This window comes from Pseudomonas sp. H2_A10 (genome assembly GCF_054680085.1).
In genome coordinates this window covers 1,044,936-1,062,801 of sequence record NZ_CP162821.1, presented here as the reverse complement: position 1 = coordinate 1,062,801, position 17,866 = coordinate 1,044,936, and the positions used below count along the sequence as shown (strand labels likewise).

Genomic DNA, 17,866 nt, shown 5'->3' with positions numbered 1-17,866 from the left:
ATGACCGAGTTGTCGCAGGTGTCGGTGACGGCACTCAAGGGTGTCGGTGAAGCCATGGCCGAGAAGTTGGCCAAGGTCGGCCTGGAAAACCTCCAGGACGTGCTGTTCCACCTGCCCCTGCGCTACCAGGACCGCACCCGCGTGGTACCCATCGGCCAATTGCGCCCTGGGCAGGATGCGGTGGTCGAAGGCACGGTCAGCGGCGCCGACGTGGTGATGGGCAAGCGTCGCAGCCTGGTCGTGCGCCTGCAGGACGGCACCGGCGGCCTGAGCCTGCGCTTCTACCATTTCAGCAACGCGCAGAAGGACGGCCTCAAGCGGGGTACCCGCGTACGCTGCTACGGCGAAGCGCGCCCCGGGGCGTCCGGCCTGGAGATCTACCACCCTGAATACCGTGCGATTACCGGCGACGAACCGCCGCCGGTAGACACCACCCTCACGCCGATTTATCCGCTTACCGAAGGCCTTACCCAGCAGCGCCTGCGCCAGCTATGCATGCAGACGCTGACGATGCTCGGCCCCAAGAGCCTGCCCGACTGGCTGCCCCTGGAACTGGCCCGCGATTATCAATTGGCGCCGCTGGATGACGCGATTCGCTATTTGCATAACCCGCCGGCCGATGCCGATGTCGACGAACTGGCCCTGGGTCATCACTGGGCCCAGCACCGCCTGGCTTTCGAAGAACTGCTCACCCATCAGTTGTCCCAGCAGCGCCTGCGCGAAAGCATGCGTTCCCTGCGCGCGCCGGCGATGCCCAAGGCCACGCGCCTGCCCGCGCAATACCTGGCCAACCTCGGTTTTGCGCCCACCGGTGCCCAGCAGCGCGTTGGCAATGAAATCGCCTACGACCTCAGCCAGCAAGAGCCGATGCTGCGTCTGATCCAGGGCGACGTGGGCGCCGGCAAGACCGTGGTCGCCGCCCTCGCCGCCTTGCAGGCACTGGAGGCGGGCTATCAGGTGGCGTTGATGGCGCCAACCGAGATCCTTGCCGAGCAGCACTTCATCACCTTCAAGCGCTGGCTCGAACCGCTGGGCCTGGAAGTGGCATGGCTGGCCGGCAAGCTCAAGGGCAAGAACCGCGCAGCGGCCCTGGAACAGATCGCCGGCGGCGCGCCGATGGTGGTGGGCACCCACGCGCTGTTCCAGGACGAAGTGCAGTTCAAGAACCTGGCCCTGGTGATCATCGACGAGCAACACCGCTTCGGCGTGCAACAACGCCTGGCCCTGCGCCAAAAAGGCGTGGGCGGGCGCATGAACCCGCACCAGTTGATCATGACCGCCACACCAATCCCCCGCACCCTGGCCATGAGCGCCTACGCCGACCTCGACACCTCGATCCTCGACGAACTGCCGCCAGGGCGTACCCCGGTCAACACCGTGCTGGTCACCGACACCCGGCGGGTGGAAGTGATTGAACGCGTACGCGGCGCGTGCGCAGAAGGGCGCCAGGCGTATTGGGTGTGCACGCTGATCGAAGAGTCCGAAGAGCTGACCTGCCAGGCCGCCGAAACCACCTTCGAGGACCTCACCAGCGCCCTCGGCGAACTCAAGGTCGGGCTGATTCACGGGCGTATGAAACCAGTGGAAAAAGCGGCGGTGATGGCCGAATTCAAGGCCGGCAATCTGCAATTGCTGGTGGCCACCACGGTGATTGAAGTCGGCGTGGACGTGCCCAACGCCAGCTTGATGATCATCGAAAACCCAGAGCGCCTGGGCCTGGCGCAACTGCACCAGCTGCGCGGCCGCGTGGGCCGGGGCAGTGCGGCCAGCCACTGCGTATTGTTGTATCACCCTCCGCTGTCGCAGATCGGCCGTCAGCGCCTGGGCATCATGCGCGAGACCAACGACGGTTTTGTCATTGCCGAAAAAGACCTGGAACTGCGCGGCCCCGGCGAAATGCTCGGTACTCGCCAGACCGGCCTGTTGCAATTCAAGGTCGCCGACCTGATGCGTGACGCCGATTTGTTGCCTGCCGTACGCGATGCGGCGCAAGCCCTGCTGGAACGCTGGCCGGATCACGTCAGCCCGCTGCTGGATCGCTGGCTGCGCCACGGGCAGCAATACGGCCAAGTGTGACGCCTGACTCACTTAAGCGACCTACAGATGTATCAAGCTGGTTATACTTCGGTGACTGTACGAATTTGGATCAGGCCATGTCAGAAGTTGCTCTCGCCACAGCCCCACTGACCGCCCCGCCGGTCATTCGGGCTCTGCTCGCAAAACTCGCCATCCCCTACGCGGAAGTCATCGAACATCCGGGCCTGAATCCAGCACGAAAGGTCCAGGCGGTGCTGCTGGAAGATGCGGTGGGCGCACTGATGGTGCTGTTTCCGCAAAACCAGTTGCTCGACCTCAACCGCCTCACCGAACTCACCGGCCGCCGCCTCACGGCGGTGCCGCCGGAACGCGTCAGGCGCATGCTGGACAAGCATGAGCTGAGCCTGCTGCCCGGGTTGCCGGCACTTACCAGTTCGCCATGTCTGTACGAAGGCAGCCTGCTCAACGAGCCGAGTCTGCTGGTGCACTCTGGCGAAGCCGGGTTACTGCTGGAAATCGCCAGTGACGCCTTCAAAACCATGCTCACCAAGGCCAGCGCCGCGCAGTTCGGCGAGCCGCTGAGCAATATCCGCCCCAACCTCGACCGCCCCAACGATGACCGCGAGGAAATCACTCAGGCCATGCAGGCGTTCACCGCGCGCCGCATTCAGCAGCGCCTGGAAGCGACTATCGAGATTCCGCCGCTGGCCGACACCGCGCAAAAGATCATCAAGCTGCGCGTGGACCCCAATGCGACCATCGACGACATCACCGGCGTGGTCGAAACCGACCCGGCGCTGGCGGCTCAAGTGGTGAGCTGGGCAGCGTCCCCGTACTACGCATCACCGGGCAAGATCCGCTCGGTGGAAGACGCCATCGTCCGCGTGCTGGGCTTTGACCTGGTCATCAACCTGGCGCTGGGCCTGGCCCTGGGCAAAACCCTGAGCCTGCCCAAAGATCACCCCCACCAGGCCACGCCGTACTGGCACCAGTCGATCTACACCGCCGCCGTGATCGAAGGCCTGACCCGTGCCATGCCCCGCGCCCAGCGCCCGGAAGCCGGCCTGACTTACCTCGCCGGCCTGCTGCACAACTTCGGTTACCTGCTGCTGGCCCACGTGTTTCCGCCGCACTTCTCACTGATCTGCCGCCATCTGGAGGTCAACCCGCACCTGTGCCACAGCTACGTGGAACAGCACCTGCTGGGCATCAGCCGCGAACAGATCGGTGCCTGGCTGATGCGCTATTGGGACATGCCGGATGAACTGTCCACCGCCCTGCGCTTCCAGCACGACCCGACCTACGACGGCCAATACGCCGAATACCCGAACCTGGTGTGCCTGGCCGTGCGCCTGTTGCGCAGCCGCGGGATTGGATCCGGGCCGGATGAAACCATCCCGGATGCGTTGCTGGAGCGTCTGGGCTTGAGCCGCGAAAAGGCTGAGGAAGTGGTCGCCAAGGTGCTGGACGCCGAAGTGCTGTTGCGAGAGCTGGCCTCTCAGTTCAGCCAAGGCTGAATGTATAACCTGTCAGGCCGCTATCGGGAGCCACTCGGTTTTATTGAAAAACCTCAGTTCTTCTTTTTCTTCGGCCGCAAATACTTGGTCAACCCCTGGAACCAGATCACCAGCGCCGGGTTGCCCTTGATCTGGATCGACTTGTCCTGAATCCCCGTCATGAACGCCAATTGCTTATTCTTCGCCTGCATCGTGGCGAAGCCGTAGGCCGCATCCTTGAACGCAATCGCGAACGCCGGCGCCGGGTGAACCCCTGAGCGGCTGGTAATACGCTGGTCTTTGACGATGAAGTGACGGGCAACCTTGCCGTCGAGGGTCTGCAACTGGAACGCCAGGTCTTTGTCACCCAACTGTTGCTGGAAGGCAGGATTGGTGCGGCTGGCTTTGCCCATCATCAGGCCCAGCACCCACAAGAGAAGACGAAATTTCATGCACGCGGCCTCGGTGTCATTATTAAGTGGCCGCAGCAGTGTAACCAATTGCAAGCAGAACGCCACCGATCTAGCGCTTTAGGCGCAGATCGGCTGGCGTTTAACGCTTATAGCAACATCTTACTCAAACGTTAGGGCAAGGCACCGGCGCCCAGTCGGCCAGGTTTGGATCGCGGCAGGTGCCTTCGATCTGTGCCTTACCGGCGCTGGCGACTTTCTTGCTTTCATCCTGCTTGTTCTGGGCGGTCTGGAAGGTTTTCTCGGTGGAGACCGCTTCGGTAGGGACGGTTGGAAGCGGCGGCTTCTTCGGCGGCTTGGTACCGGTGCCTTTCTTCTTGTTGGCCGGCGGCACGACAGGCGTTACATCGGCCTTGGCCACGGTGACCACGTCGGCACGCTGCACGCCGACCTGTTGCAGGTCTTTCTCGTAGGCCTGGGTGTAGTTGTTCAGGTCTTCGGCAGCCTTGCCATTGACCGCAACGATCAGGTCATTGGATTCCTTCAGGCCCGCGACGATTTCCGCCAGGCGCTTGCGGCCTTCGGTGTCGTTGACCGTCTTGGCCTTGCGGTCCGAGACCAGCTTGGTGAACGCGCTCTGGTAGCACTGCTGGGACGCCTTGGCATACGCCGTGCTGCGATCGATATCGGAAGCGCTTTTGTTCACGTCAGCGGCATAGGAGGCGATGCGCTGGTTGTCATCGGCGATCTGCTTCTGACGCTCGGTGTAGTAACCCGCCGCGCCGCCGGCCAGGGCACCACCGGCTGCGCCGATCGCGGCGTTACGACCGCGCTTTTCCTTGTCGCCGGTCAGGGCGCCCAGCAAGGCACCGCCGGCAGCGCCGATGGCCGCGCCAGTGACAACCGACTTGGTCATGTTCGAATCGGTGGCACGCAGGTGCTGTACCGGCTCGTAGCAGTTGGGGTAGTACTCGACTTTTGTGCTGGACGCGACCTTGGAGGCCGGCGATGTCGCACAACCGGTCAGCACCGTGCTGAAGCCGGCCGCGATCAGCAGCAAATGACGCTTGGAAACCGCCTTACGGGAAAAAAGCATAAGTTGTGTTCTCTTCTAAGTTTGACTTGCCCAGCACGGCAACCGCCGCCTGAGTCCCTTCCAAGCTCGCTGCAACCAACGGTCAAGACCGCTGACCGCTCGCTGCGAGCAATTCCTTCAAGATCGTCGCCGGGTCGGCCCGCTGTTGTTTGCGGTAATTGCCGACATGGCTGACGAATAGTGTCGCGCGCGTGACCAGGCTCTTACCGAGCACGGGCTTGCGATCCAACTCTTCCTTGATCCGTTGAAACTGTGCCTGGATCACCGCATCGGTGTAGCGCGTGCCGGTGGCCAGGTTGTCGATGTAAATCGCGACCGCGCCGTCGAGGGCGCTGCGCCCGTTGGCAATGGCCATATCAAACAACTGCGCGCTGGCCTGGTCCTTGTTGTCCACGGCCTGCTGGCGGCTCTTCTGCAGGTTGGCCAGGCGAATGTTGTAGTTGCTGATGGTCTCGGCCACCAGCGCGGAAGACTGAATCAGGTTGCCCGCCGCCTCTTCGCGTTGCTGGGCGATCAGCGAAACGTTGCGCTTGAGCTCTTCGTTGACCAGGCCCAGTTCGGCTTGCAGCTTGGGGTCGGCGCTGGCGGCGATGATGCTGTCCAGGCGCTTGGTGGGGTCCTGGGCGTCGTCGATGGCGTCGGTCAGCGACGCCAGGCGCCCTTCCTTTTGCCACTGCGCGAACAGCTCCTTGTAGCGCGAGCGCGGCGCGGACAGCGCGCCAATCGCCACGCGAAAACCGGTGGTTTCGTTGCTTTGTTCGGTGCCGTCGGCGGCGAACAACGGGTATTCGCGGCGCATGCCGGTAAACAGCGTGCCCTCGCCTTCCAGGTAATTGCCGCCCTTGACCACGAAGCCGCCATAGGTGCCCTGGCGGCGCCCGGCATGTACCAGTTGGAAAGATTCCTGGACCATTTCCGCCGCGTTGCCGATCACATCGAACATGCCGATCGGGTTGGGCAGTTTGGTGCCGATGGGCATCAAGCGCGCGGCCTGACCTGTGCCGCCGGCGACCTGGTTGAACACCGCGTAATCGCCCAGCGGGCCGTCGCTGTCACTGCCTTCGGCGCGGCGCGGGAACAACCGCCCTTCCAGGTCCTGACGGCTCACCGCCTGGCCACCGCGTGCCGCGAACTCCCATTCCACCTCGGTAGGCAGGCGCACAAACCCCAGGCCGCCGTCTTCGGCCGACGTCCCGCGCCCGCTCACCGGCAGCAACTCACGGTGGTATTTCATCAGCCAGGCGCTGTACACCGCCGAGAAGCGCTCGGCCTCAAAGCGCGACAGCTTCACCTTGGGCAAACGCCCGGCCATGCCGGTGGGCGCCTCGCAGGCCGGGGCCGGCTCGCCACTGGCCAGGGACTGCGCCTGGGCCATCACCTGGGCGTACTGGCGCGCGGTAACTTCGTACTTGCCGATGAAATACAGCATGGGCTTGAGCGGGGTCTTGGCGTCGGTCTTCGGCATCAGCGGCGCGATGACTTTGTTCCAGTCCCTGGGCAAGTCCTTGAGGGTGAACTGGCCGTTGATGAAATCGCGGCGATAGCCGGAAATAAACGACTGCTGATACCCCGCCTCGCCTTCGGCAAAGGGGTAACCGAGGCTGATCTCACGGTCATCCAGGGTGCCCTGGGCCAGCACGTAGGCGTAGCGGAACACCATATTGCCGTCGCACGGCAGCGGCAGGCTGACGTCGTCCGGCAACGGTTTGGGGTTGTCCAGTTTATCGCTTGCTTCATCCGCCCAGGCCAGCGAGGCCAGGCTCAGCGCCACGGCGGCGCCCAGTAACTTATACATCTCTGATTCCTTCGCAAGCCTGGATACGCGCCACTCGCCAACCGCCGCAAGCTGCCGCCACGGCACTGACGCCGAGGACTGCAATCAGGGCCAGGCCGTAGTGGCGCGCCAGCAGGTGACTGGCGTGTTCGCCCGGCACCTGCACGAATAATGTATTCAACCCCGCCTCGGCCAGGCCATAGAGCCCGGCGCTGAACACGGCGGCAAAGCCTGCGCTATAGAGCGCCTGCAGCACCACGAACAACAGTAGCCCACCGGTGGGAAATCCCAACAGGCGCAACACCGACAATTCCCGACGCTTGCGCGCCACAGCGGCCAGGGCCCCGGCGAAGATCGCCGCAAAAGCGCCCGCCAACGCCAACCCGGCGATGATCCAGAATACGACCGACAGGTTGCGGCTCAACGACTGCACCTGGGCAATGGTGTTCGCCTGGGTCGACACCAACAGGTTCTGCCCGGCGAAAAACACGCGCAGCGTCTCCACATCAGTGAGGCTGCGCGCATACAGGCGAAACGCCGGATACACGCGCTGCTCGCCCACGGCCACCTCTTCCCCCGCCCATCCCAACGCCGCTACGGCGCGCCCATCGCGATAATCTTCCGCCGCTTCCAGCAAGCCCAGGTCAGCGAACAAAGCGTCTCGGGCAAAGGCTTCCAACGGCAACACCGCCACCACCCGCACCCGCGTGCGCTGTTCCTCGACACGCCCAGCCACCTGACGCGCGAAGCGGGTTTCCAACATGTCGCCAGGCCGTGCCGCCAGCTTTTCGGCGGCGGTGTGGCTCAGCACGATCTGGTCCAGGCCCTTGGGCATCGCCAGATCGCCCAGCAAGGGATCACCCGGCGCCGTCGGCAGCATCTCCAGGGTCAGCGTTCCCACCTGCGCCGTCGCCGCGATCTGCCGCGTGCGCGGCAGCGCAAACGCCACATCAGGGCGTTGGCCCAGCTGCGCGATAAATGTGCTGCTGAATCGACCACCGCCCAGCGGAATAATTTCACGGGTAGCCGGATCGGTCTGCAATCGTTCGGTCAAACTGCTAACCAGTCCAAATTTCAAGCCGAATAACACCAACAATGGCGCGATCACCGCCACCAGCGCCAGCACCGAACAGGCCGACAGCCAGGCATCGTTGCGGTAATCCTGCCAGGCCAGCGACGCCACCAAAGGGATACGCATCAGCACGCCTCCCCAAGGGTGGCGGTGACGCCGCCGTCGGCATCGCGGCGGCAACTGATGCGCCGCACCTGCAAGCCACTGGCGCGGGCCAGGGGTTCGTCATGGGTGGCGATCACGCAGGCGGCGCGGTATTCGCGGGCCTGGGCCAACAGTGCATGCATCACGCGCTCGGCATTCAGCGGGTCGAGGGACGCGGTGGGCTCATCCGCCAGCACCAGTTGCGGTGCGTGGGCCAGGGCACGCGCGCAGCTCACGCGCTGGCGTTGCCCCACCGACAGTGCCGAGGGTTTCTTGGCCAACTGGTCGCTGATTTCCAGCTGTTCGGCCAGACGCGTCACGCTGCCATCGTCCTTCAAGCCCAGCAGTTGGCGGGACAAAGCGATATTGCCGCGCACATCGAGAAACCCCAGCAACCCACCGGTTTGCAGCACATAACCCAAGTACTGGCTGCGTAATGCGGCGAGTACCGATTGCTGACCGGCGCGCCACAAGCCGCCGATGTCCTGCTGATTGAATTCAAAGCGGCCCGCCTGGTCCGGCGCCAGCACCAACGCGAGCAAGTCCAGCAAGGTGCTTTTGCCGCAACCACTGGGCCCCACAATCGCCACTTGCTCGCCCGCGCGCAGCGCCAGCGCCGGGATCACCAGGCTATAACGCTGGCTACCGACGCCCCGTCTTTTGTGCACCGCGCTCAGGTTCAGCATTACGGCAGCGTCGACAACGGCACGCGGTACAACGCATCGCCCGGCTCGGCATCGCCAAAACGGACCCAGTTGGCCACGTCATTGTGGAAGGTTTCGTAGAGGCGGATCTTCGAATCCAACTCGTCGATAAAGTCTTCCTGCTCGGCCACGCTCAACGACAACCACAAATCCTGGGTCATGTTCAGCGATTTGCTGCGGTACGGCAGGCCTTCCAGGTATTCGCCGAGGATGCCGCCGTCGGCCAGGTTGCCGCCCTTGCGCAGGGCTTGCGGGTCGCGGCTCATATAGGCCGAGGCACTGGCGATTTCCTGGAAGAAATCCTTGGGCGAGGTCTGGGTCTTGCGCGCCGCGTCCACGATCAGTTTCAGCGACTGCTGCAAGTCGTTGAGCTGCAATTTGGTCAGCATCACACACACCTGGAACGCCGGCAGCGCCGGGTTGGTCAGGTCGCGATCGGCGGTCCAGGCGCTGACCAGTTGCGGCGCCTGGCTCGCGGTCTTGCGGCCAAGGAAGTCCATGTGCATGGCATACCCGACCGCCGCGGTTTTGTCCGCCAGGCTTGGCGCGGCACTCAGCAACGGCACCGGCTGCGGCGTATCGCTGCGCACCTGATGCACCAAGTTGGCGAAGACGGTGCCGATCTCGTCGACACGCTCGCCCAACTTGCGCACATCGCCACCCGGTACCGGCGTGTACAGGTCGCCGATCCGCGGGTTGGCGTCGGCGGTGAGCACGCGGTACTGGCTCTCGGCGCCGGCGTGGGTTTTCTTGCCGGCATCGGTGCGCAGGTGCAGGGCGTAGATCTTGATCTGCTTGCCCAACGCGGCCTGACGCACTTCGGCCTCGTTCATCTGGGTGGCGGCAAACGGGTCGTTCTTGCGCAGCGCACCGGCATCGGTGACCAGCAGGATGATGCGCCCGCCATAGCCGGACCAGTCCATGCCATCCACCGCCTGCATCACCCCGGCAAACGCGTCTTCGTTGAACGAATGGCTGGACACGCTGGAGGCTTTGACCTGGCGCGCCATGTCGAGGAAACGCTGCGGGTCGCGGCCCTGATCCAAAGTGATCAGGGTCTTGGCCACGTATTCCAGGCCGGGGGTTTTCTGGGTGCTGTTGCGAAAGCCGACCATGCCGAAGCTGACGCTATCGAGTTCGCCGCGCTCGGCGATACGGGTTTGCAGTTCGTGTACCACATCGCGGATCTGGTCGATGTAGGGCTGCATCGACACGGTGGTATCCACCACCAGCACCACGGCGGTGCGGAAGGCGTCGGCATTGGCATTGGCATTGATGACCGGCGTGGCCGGCTTGGCCACCGCGCTGCTGCCGGGGTCGATGGAGGCGATATTGAGCAACTGCACCGGCTGGCCGTTTTCGTCGAAGCTCTCTTTGGAGTCGAAGATCGGCAACAGGTAAAACTGGTTCTGCGGCACCGCGCTGGCAGCCGGTTCCAGGGCCAGGACCTGGCCGTTGTCGTCGCTGTGCTTCTGCGCTTTGGCCAGCACACCTTTGGCGGCGGCGGGGTCGGCGAGCAGTTTTTCCACTTCCCCCGGTTGGCGCAGGAACATCACCGGCGCACGCCCCGAGCGCTCGGTGAACTTGAGCACCAGGCTCTGCTTCCAGTCGCTGACCTGGGCGGCCGGCAACCAACCGTCGCTGCGCCCATCGGTGGCGGCGCCGACGCGCACCCACGGCTGGCCGTCGAGGTCTTTGCGTTGGTACACGTAGAGCACGGAGAACGCCGGCAGCGCTTTGCCGGGCGCACTGCCGGCCTCGCTGGAAAGCTTGGCGCCGGGCTTGCTCAGCACACGTTGGAACAGGGTCTTTTTACCGGCCATCAACAGCGGGCGCTGGCCGCCATCCACCTCGGCCACCGCTGCGGGGGGCATGGCCGGCGGCGTGGCTGCCGGTACAACGGCTGCAGGCGGTTTTGCCGGTTCGTCACTACCGCTCAACCACCAGTAACTCGCGCCGCCAATCGCCAGCGCCACCGCCACGGCTACCGCCGCCAGTGCCAACACCGGCCCACGGCGCTGTTCGGACACAGCCTTGTGCTGCGTCGGCGTCACCACCGGTTGGCGCTCCGGCTGCGGCTGGGGTTTGGCGGTGGGGATCTCGATGGACTGCGGCGTGATCCCCGCCAAATCAAAATTCATCGGAATAGGCAGCGGCCGCACCAGCGTGGCTTCCGGCGAATCCGCCGGCAGTTGCTCCAGCGCCAGCAGCAATGCCGCCGCATCCGGGAACCGTTCGGCCGGGTCCTTGGCCAGCAGCTTGCGCAGCACGCCCTGATACCGGCCGTGGTGCACCGGCAATTCCGGCAATGGCTCGGTCAGGTGCGCCAGCGCGGTAGACAGCGCATCGGTGCCGCTGTACGGCAGCTTGCCGACGAGGATTTCGTACAACACCACGCCCAGCGCATACAGGTCGGCGCGGCCATCGATCTCCTGGCCCCGCGCCTGTTCCGGGCTCATGTAGCTCGGCGTGCCCACGGCAAAACCGGCCTGGGTGAACTGGGTGCGGTCATCCAGGGACTTGGCAATGCCAAAGTCCGACAACACCGCCGTGCCGTCGGCGCGAAACAGAATGTTCGCCGGCTTGACGTCGCGGTGCACCAAGCCCTGGGCATGCGCATAACCCAGCGCCGAGGCAATCTGGCGAATCAAGGTCACGCCCTGCTCCGGCGTCATGCCGGCGGCGATGCGTTCCTTGAGCGTGCCGTTGGGCAGGTATTCCATGGCCATGTAATACAGCTCACCGACATTGCCGATGTCATGGATGGTCACCGTGTGCGGGTGCGACAGGCGCGCCAGGGTTTTGCCTTCGCGCAGGAAGCGCTCGCAGAACGTCGGGTCGGCCGCCAGCGCCGCCGCCATCACCTTCAACGCCACCTTGCGCTCCAGCGAGCGCTGGGTTGCCAGGTATACGCTGGCCATCGCGCCTTCGCCGATCTCGCCTTCGATGTCGTAGCCCGGAATCACGATATTCATACCGATACCTTCACGACGATGGCGGTGATGTTGTCCGGTGCGCCGCGATTAAGCCCCAGGTGTACCAGGCTGCGCACGATTTCATCCGGGGCGTCGTGGCTGAGCACGTCGCGGATTTCATGATCTTCGACGGTCTTGTTCAGGCCATCGCTGCACAGCAGGTAACTGTCACCGGGGGCGATCAGCAGATCGAGCACCGCCACCTCAAGCTGGGCTTCCACGCCCACGGCGCGGGTGACGATATTGGCGCGCGGGTGTGTGCGGGCATCGGCTTCGCTGAGCAGGCCGCTGTCCTGCAAGTCCTGCACATAACTGTGGTCGCGGGAAATGCCCTCCAGCACGCCGTCGCGCAGGCGATACAAGCGACTGTCACCGGCCCACAAACACACGCCGCGCAAGCCACGGGCGGCCAGCGCCACCACGGTGCTGCCCATCATGGTCACGCCACGGTTGGCGGTTTCTTCGCGCACGGCAGCGTTGATGCGGATCAGGTCATTGCGCAAGGCCGCCGAGTATTCGTCGAGGGAGCGACCCATCGGCACGCTGCGCAGGCTGTCGACGATCAGGCTGCTGACGTAGTCCCCCGCCGCATGCCCGCCCATGCCGTCGGCCACCACCCACAGGCGGTTTTCCGGCAGGTCCAGGCACGCGTCTTCGTTGACTTGGCGCACCATGCCTACATGGCTTTTGCTTGCGGATTTGTACGTCGCCCCCATCTACACCACACCTTCTTGTCCGAGCAAAAACTGCGCAAAATCGCTGGCGGCGGGCAAGCCCTGACACCGCAATAAACCAGGGGAAATACGTTGCGAGCCACGGCCCCACCAGAGGCTTGCGCCTTCGCAGGCCTGCTCGGCGAGCGCGGCCATGCGCCCATGGGGCTCGGTGGCGGCCATGCGTTGCAGGCTGGCGAAACGGCTGTCGACCGCACGCGGCTCAGCCGTCGGCGCGCCGAGGCGGTCGAGGCCGTCGTTGAAACCTTCAAATGTCGCGCCGGCGTCCAGGGTGCTGAGCAGCAACTCTTCAGCCCGCTCGAACCACGCGTCCGACCCGCCCACCAGGGAGGCGGGGTTGTTGTTGTGATCGAGCAAAGCCACCACCGCCAGCGGAAAATAGCGCCCCACCCGGTCGATACTCGGCATCACCACGCCGGTCGCCGCGTCCGGCCCGCATACGCCCGGCGCCAGTACAAAGCGCCACAACGGGCTGACCAGGTACACATTGAGCCAATCACCGCCCAGGCTGTTCTGGCTGGCGAGCAAGCCCGCCGCGAGCCAGCTGTCCCACGGGCCGATAAAACTCTGGGGCAAGGCGCGGCTGACAAAGTCCCCGCGACTGGCCAGCTTGCCGTAGAAACCCAGGCTCGTCATAGCCGCTCCGGCAGGCTGAAGCCACTGATCACGCGACTCTTGAACGGGTTGAAGGCGCTGTTGGCGCGCAACTCGTAGGCGATGCTCGCGCCATCGACCCGCAAACGCAGGTTGAAGCGGTCCGGCGAGTTGCCAGCGGTGAGGTCCGATTGCTCCAGCAGGCGGAACCACGCCCACGGGCCATCCAGGGTCACGCCGGAACGGCCACTGGCCGACGGCGGCATGATGGAAATACGCACCACGCCAATGCTGCCGGGGTTCGGCCATTGCATCGCTACCGGGCGGCTCGGGCCGTGGTCGTAGCTCAGTTGCTGGCCGTCGAGGTCAAGCAGGAACTGGGTAATGGTCGGGTCCATCGACACCGGCTTGAGCTCGAAACGCACGATAGGCTGAGTGCCCCCCGACCTGAAGAACGCATCGCGAATAGTCGCGGCACGCTGGAAGGTTTGCAGCACACCCGGCGCAATCCCCAGCTTCTGCGCGGCGCCCGGCTGCCAGCGCCAGGTCGGCGCGGAGGTGTCCACGTAAGGTTGCAGGTATTTGCGGAAGTAGTTGTCCATCACCCCGCCCACGCCGAAGAACTGGCCGAAGTCATCCAGGGTGGCGTCGCGGGTGCTGCCCGGCGACATCGGGTAACGCCCCGCCAACGACTGGCGGTACACGTTGACCACTTCGCTGACCCAGGCCGCGTTCAGTTGGTTACGCACGCCGCCCATCATGCTGTTGGTGGTGGAATTGACCACCGACTTGACCATACCCTGTACCAATGGCGGCTGGCGCTCGGCATTCAGGCTGACCCGCGTGGCGGCGGCCGACGCCTGGTTCTTGGCCTCGCCGAGCAAGGCGTCGCCGCTGGCGCCGACCATGGCGCTGACCTGTACATACAGCGCATTCATGTCCGACAGCAGGCCATCGATGGCCGCCGGTTCGCCTTCGTTCTTGCTGACGATGCTGTTGAGCTCGGCAAAGTGCGCAGTCACCGGATCATCCGCCGCCTGCGGGGCATTGGCGGTGGGTTGTTCCTGGCCGAGCAGGCTGCCAAGGCGCTCCTTGAGCTTGTCCACACCGCCTTCCACCGGCACACCTTTGGCCGCCAGTTGGCGCTCTTCGGCTTGCAGGTCGGTTTCCTTGGCCACCGCCACCAGCAGTTTTTTCAGCGGTGAGCTCGGCCCGGAAATCACCCGCAGCACGTCAGCCGCCTGAGCCACGCTGGTGATGGGCACAAAGTCGATGTCGGCGAGCAGCGCGTCCCACTGACGCTGGTAATCCTGGAAGTACAGGCGCCGCACATCGGCGGCCAGGCTCACCACGTTCTGTTGATCGGCCTGCTCACGGCCGAGCACCCATTGCTCTTCAGCGAGGGTGCCGGTCTGGTTCAGGCTGCTGAGCAGGAACGCCTGGCGATAGCCCTTGGCGGTGAAAAACCCGCTCAACGGCTCGCCCAACGGCTTGCCGCTCTTGCGGCTGAACACCAGCGCGGCGTCGCGACCGGCGGCTTCGTTGATGCGAAAGTCCGGGATACCCTCGGGCAGCTTCTGGCGCTTGACCCGGTCGTAGACACGCTGGGCCACCGGCAATTGTTGCAGTTGGCGGCGCAGATCGTCGATCAAACGTGGGTCGAGGCGCGCATTCGGTGGGTGGCGCTCGAACAACGCCTGCAAGTGCCCGGTCAACGCCTGGCGCTGATCGGCCGGCAAGTCGCGCGGCAAGTTGCGGTCCCAGTCGAGCGCGATCCAGGCTTTGATGAAGTCCGGGTCGTAATGCTCGCTGTCGGCCAGCATCAGGTAGGCCTTGAGGCCTTCGTAAAGAAAGTCCGAGTTGCCGCCGCCGTGCAGTTGTTCTTCGATGCGCGTCACCAGGCGTGGCGCAAACACCGCGATCAGCAGCTTGCGGTAGACGCTGGCGGACTCGGCTTCGAGCATGTCGCCCTGATACAAGCCCAGGCCCTCTGACCAGTTGGGCGAGTCACCCGCAAGGTTTTTCACCGCGTTGAGCAACGGCAGCACGGCCAGCACTTCGCGCTGTGCCGGGCTCAGGTTCTGTACGGTCTGGCCCAGCGGCGCGACCTTCTGGTCGACCTGGGTGATATAGGCCTGGTTGGCGCGATAACTCACCCACCACAAGCCACTGACCACCACCACGGTCGCCACCGTCGCCGCGAGTACGCCGCGGGCGATCCACTTGCGCCGCCGTTCGACCTTCGGGTTCACCCCCACTAGCCCACGCTCGGCAAATGCCACGGCGGTAAACAGTTTTTCGATGAAGTAACTGCGCCCGGTGCCGCTCTGGCGCGCCAGGTGCTGGCGGTCCAGGTTCATGCTCTGGGCCATGGCGCCGATCAGGCGGTCAATCGGGCTGCCTTCCTGGGTGCCGCTGGTGAAATACACACCGCGCAGCAACGCACGCTCTTCGAAGGCGTTGGGTTTGAACACGCCTTCGAGGAAGCTTTGCAGGCAATCCTTCAACGCGCCGAACTGCTGTGGGAAGCCGTAGATCAGGTCGCGCCGCGCCGGGTCGCGTTCCTGTTGCAGGCGCTCCACCAAGCGTTCGTTGAGGCGCTGTTCGAGGCCGGCGAACTCACTTTGCAAATGGGCCAGCGGGCTGTCGCTGTTCTTGCCGTCGTCCAGGGCAAACGTCATGCCCCACACCTGGGCGCGGTCTTCCTTGCTCAGGTTGTCGAAGAACTCCATGAAGCCCGGCACCAGGTCGAGCTTGGTCAGCATCAGGTAGATGGGGAAGCGCACGCCCAGTTGGGTGTACAGCTCCTGGATACGCAGGCGAATCGCAGCGGCGTGGGCGGCGCGCTCGGCGTCGGTACCGAGCAGCAAATCCGACAGGCTGATCGCAATGAATGCGCCGTCGATGGGGCGACGCGAGCGCTGCTTTTTCAGCAGGTCGAGAAAGCCCAGCCACGCGGCTTTATCCACCTTGGAGTTGCTGTCCTGGGTGGTGTAGCGGCCAGCGGTGTCGAGCAGGACGGCCTGGTCGGTAAACCACCAATCGCAGTTGCGCGTACCACCGACGCCGCGCACCGCACCGGCGCCCAACTGCGCGGCCAACGGAAAATGCAGGCCGGAATTGACCAGCGCGGTGGTCTTGCCCGAGCCCGGCGGCCCGATGATCACGTACCACGGCAGTTCATAGAGGTTGCGCCGCTCATCACCGCCGAGCTTGGCTTTTTTCAACAGCGCGAGGGCTTCGTCCATGCGCTCGCGCAGGGTCGACAGCTCTTCGGCGGTGGCCACACTGTTGGGGTCGACCGGTGTTTGCGCCGCGAGGCTGCGCATGACTTCGGCAGCCTGGCGACGGGCCTGGACGATGCGGAACACGCGATAGGCGATCCACACCCCGAACACCAGGATGATCAGCGCCCAACGGCGCCCTTCTGGCACCAGCACGTCGAGCAACGGCCCGACAAACCAGATGATCAGGCTCAGGGCGATCAGGCCCAGCACCGGGATCACCCAGCGAATCATGAAACTGAAAAACGCCTTCACTCGACGCCCTCCGCCAATACGGTGATTTCAACCCGACGATTGCGGGCACGGCCTTCGGCTGTGCTGTTGGTGGCCAGCGGCTCGGTGTCGCTTCTGCCCTCGGCACTGAAGCGATCCGCCTGGCCGGTCTTGGCCGCCAGGATTTCCAGCACCGACTTGGCCCGCGCTTCGGACAACGCCCAGTTGGACGGGAAGCGCAGCGTGGCAATCGGGCGGTTGTCGCTGTGGCCGGTGACGCGCACCTGGCCCTTGACCTTGCGCACGGCGTCGGCGATGCGCAGCATCAGCGGCTGGTAGTCATCGACGATGCTGGAGCTGGCGGACGCGAACAGCTCATCGCCACGAATGGTCACCACGGAGCGGTCGACCTTGTCTTCCACCGCCACGCGCCCGGCCTTGATGTCTTCCGCCAGGAAGCCCGCCAGACGCGGCCGCTCGATGACTTTGGGCTGCGCCACCGGACGGTCGATGGCCTGCACCGGGATCTCGCCCAGGGCATGGATATTCTTGAACACCGGTTCCGCCTGCGCCGCCAGCAACATGCGCAGCACGAACAGCAACGCCAGCAGCAGCGCCAGGCCGATGGCCACGGCGATCCACGGCGGCATGAATTGCGCCAGGCGGTCCCGCGCCACGGTCACGCCGCGCCAGTGCGGCGACAGCTCGCGCTCGTGCTCGCCACGGGCGCTGCGAATCGCCGCCGCCGTGCGCTCGCGCAGGGCTTCCAACTGGCTGCGTCCGTCGTTCATCACGCGGTAGCGGCCTTCGAAACCCAGGCACATGCACAGGTACAACAGCTCCAGCAAATACAGGCGTTCCCGTGGGCTTTGCAGGCAGTGGTCGAGCAGTTGGAAGACTTTTTCGCCGCCCCAGGCTTCGTTGTGCACGGTGATCAAAAGGCTTTGCTTGCCCCACTCGCTGGTGCTGCCCCAGGGCGTGCTCAACACCGCCTCATCCAGGGCGGTGCACAGCGCGTAACGCGCCAACAGCACTTCGTTACGCGCCACGCCGGCGGCTTCGGCGCGCTCTTCGAACTGGCGCAGGTACGCCAGCAACTGCGCGCGCAGGCTGGCCGGCGCCGGGTGGGCGATGGTGTTGCGCAAGCGCGTCAGCAAGGCCAACAGCGGCCCCGCGGCGCTTTCCAGCGGGTTGAGGCCTTGGCTTTTGCCGGTGAGCATCGGCGCGGCCGGCATCGACAAAGGCGCGGGTTCAGCACGCGCAGGTTCCGGCGCGCGGCCACCCGGACGCGGCATGAACTGGGTGCGGTCGTCATCATTGGGATGCATCGCGG

12 protein-coding genes are annotated in these 17,866 nt (G+C 64.6%); 2 read left to right on the top strand and 10 right to left on the bottom strand.

Annotated features, from left to right (window positions below; genetic code table 11):
• Both recG and AB4O23_RS04750 read left to right on the top strand, forming a co-directional pair.
• Entirely contained in the window at positions 1–2,076 is a 2,076-nt protein-coding gene (gene recG / locus AB4O23_RS04755; RefSeq protein ID WP_017526801.1) for an ATP-dependent DNA helicase RecG, read from the top strand.
• Between the two features lie 77 nt (positions 2,077–2,153).
• Positions 2,154–3,554, top strand: a complete 1,401-nt coding sequence (locus AB4O23_RS04750; protein ID WP_017526800.1) for an aminoacyl-tRNA deacylase and HDOD domain-containing protein — start codon at positions 2,154–2,156, stop codon at positions 3,552–3,554.
• 53 nt (positions 3,555–3,607) lie between these two features.
• Here the strand turns inward: AB4O23_RS04750 and AB4O23_RS04745 are convergent, their stop codons facing one another.
• From AB4O23_RS04745 to AB4O23_RS04700, 10 genes are all read right to left on the bottom strand, one after another.
• Positions 3,608–3,985 (bottom strand): hypothetical protein, encoded by a 378-nt coding sequence (locus tag AB4O23_RS04745; protein ID WP_017526799.1) that lies wholly within the window; start codon positions 3,983–3,985, stop codon positions 3,608–3,610.
• Positions 3,986–4,109: 124 nt separating this feature from the next.
• Positions 4,110–5,039 carry a type VI secretion system-associated lipoprotein TagQ gene (tagQ, locus tag AB4O23_RS04740; protein WP_017526798.1) on the bottom strand — a complete coding sequence of 310 codons (930 nt, stop codon included), beginning with the start codon at positions 5,037–5,039 and terminating at the stop codon, positions 4,110–4,112.
• Positions 5,040–5,121: 82 nt separating this feature from the next.
• The gene (locus AB4O23_RS04735; RefSeq protein ID WP_017526797.1) at positions 5,122–6,834 is read right to left on the bottom strand and encodes a formylglycine-generating enzyme family protein; all 1,713 of its coding nucleotides are present in this window, start codon (positions 6,832–6,834) and stop codon (positions 5,122–5,124) included.
• The gene (locus AB4O23_RS04730) at positions 6,827–8,011 is read right to left on the bottom strand and encodes an ABC transporter permease family protein (RefSeq protein ID WP_017526796.1); all 1,185 of its coding nucleotides are present in this window, start codon (positions 8,009–8,011) and stop codon (positions 6,827–6,829) included. The genes AB4O23_RS04735 and AB4O23_RS04730 overlap by 8 nt, the downstream gene beginning before the upstream one ends.
• Positions 8,011–8,715 carry an ABC transporter ATP-binding protein gene (locus AB4O23_RS04725; RefSeq protein ID WP_460062443.1) on the bottom strand — a complete coding sequence of 235 codons (705 nt, stop codon included), beginning with the start codon at positions 8,713–8,715 and terminating at the stop codon, positions 8,011–8,013. The genes AB4O23_RS04730 and AB4O23_RS04725 overlap by 1 nt, the downstream gene beginning before the upstream one ends.
• Complete coding sequence (locus tag AB4O23_RS04720; RefSeq protein WP_460062441.1) at positions 8,715–11,708, bottom strand: serine/threonine-protein kinase; 2,994 nt, start codon at positions 11,706–11,708, stop codon at positions 8,715–8,717. Before AB4O23_RS04720 ends, AB4O23_RS04725 begins: the two co-directional genes overlap by 1 nt.
• A complete protein-coding gene (locus AB4O23_RS04715; RefSeq protein ID WP_065879249.1) occupies positions 11,705–12,424 on the bottom strand; it encodes a PP2C family protein-serine/threonine phosphatase in 720 nt (239 codons plus the stop codon). Before AB4O23_RS04715 ends, AB4O23_RS04720 begins: the two co-directional genes overlap by 4 nt.
• Complete coding sequence (gene tagF, locus AB4O23_RS04710) at positions 12,425–13,078, bottom strand: type VI secretion system-associated protein TagF (protein WP_017526792.1); 654 nt, start codon at positions 13,076–13,078, stop codon at positions 12,425–12,427.
• Positions 13,075–16,575, bottom strand: coding sequence for a type VI secretion system membrane subunit TssM (tssM, locus tag AB4O23_RS04705; protein ID WP_068937569.1), 3,501 nt, complete (start codon positions 16,573–16,575; stop codon positions 13,075–13,077). The genes tagF and tssM overlap by 4 nt, the downstream gene beginning before the upstream one ends.
• Complete coding sequence (locus AB4O23_RS04700) at positions 16,572–17,861, bottom strand: DotU family type VI secretion system protein (protein ID WP_017526790.1); 1,290 nt, start codon at positions 17,859–17,861, stop codon at positions 16,572–16,574. Before AB4O23_RS04700 ends, tssM begins: the two co-directional genes overlap by 4 nt.
• Between the last annotated feature and the right edge of the window lie 5 nt (positions 17,862–17,866).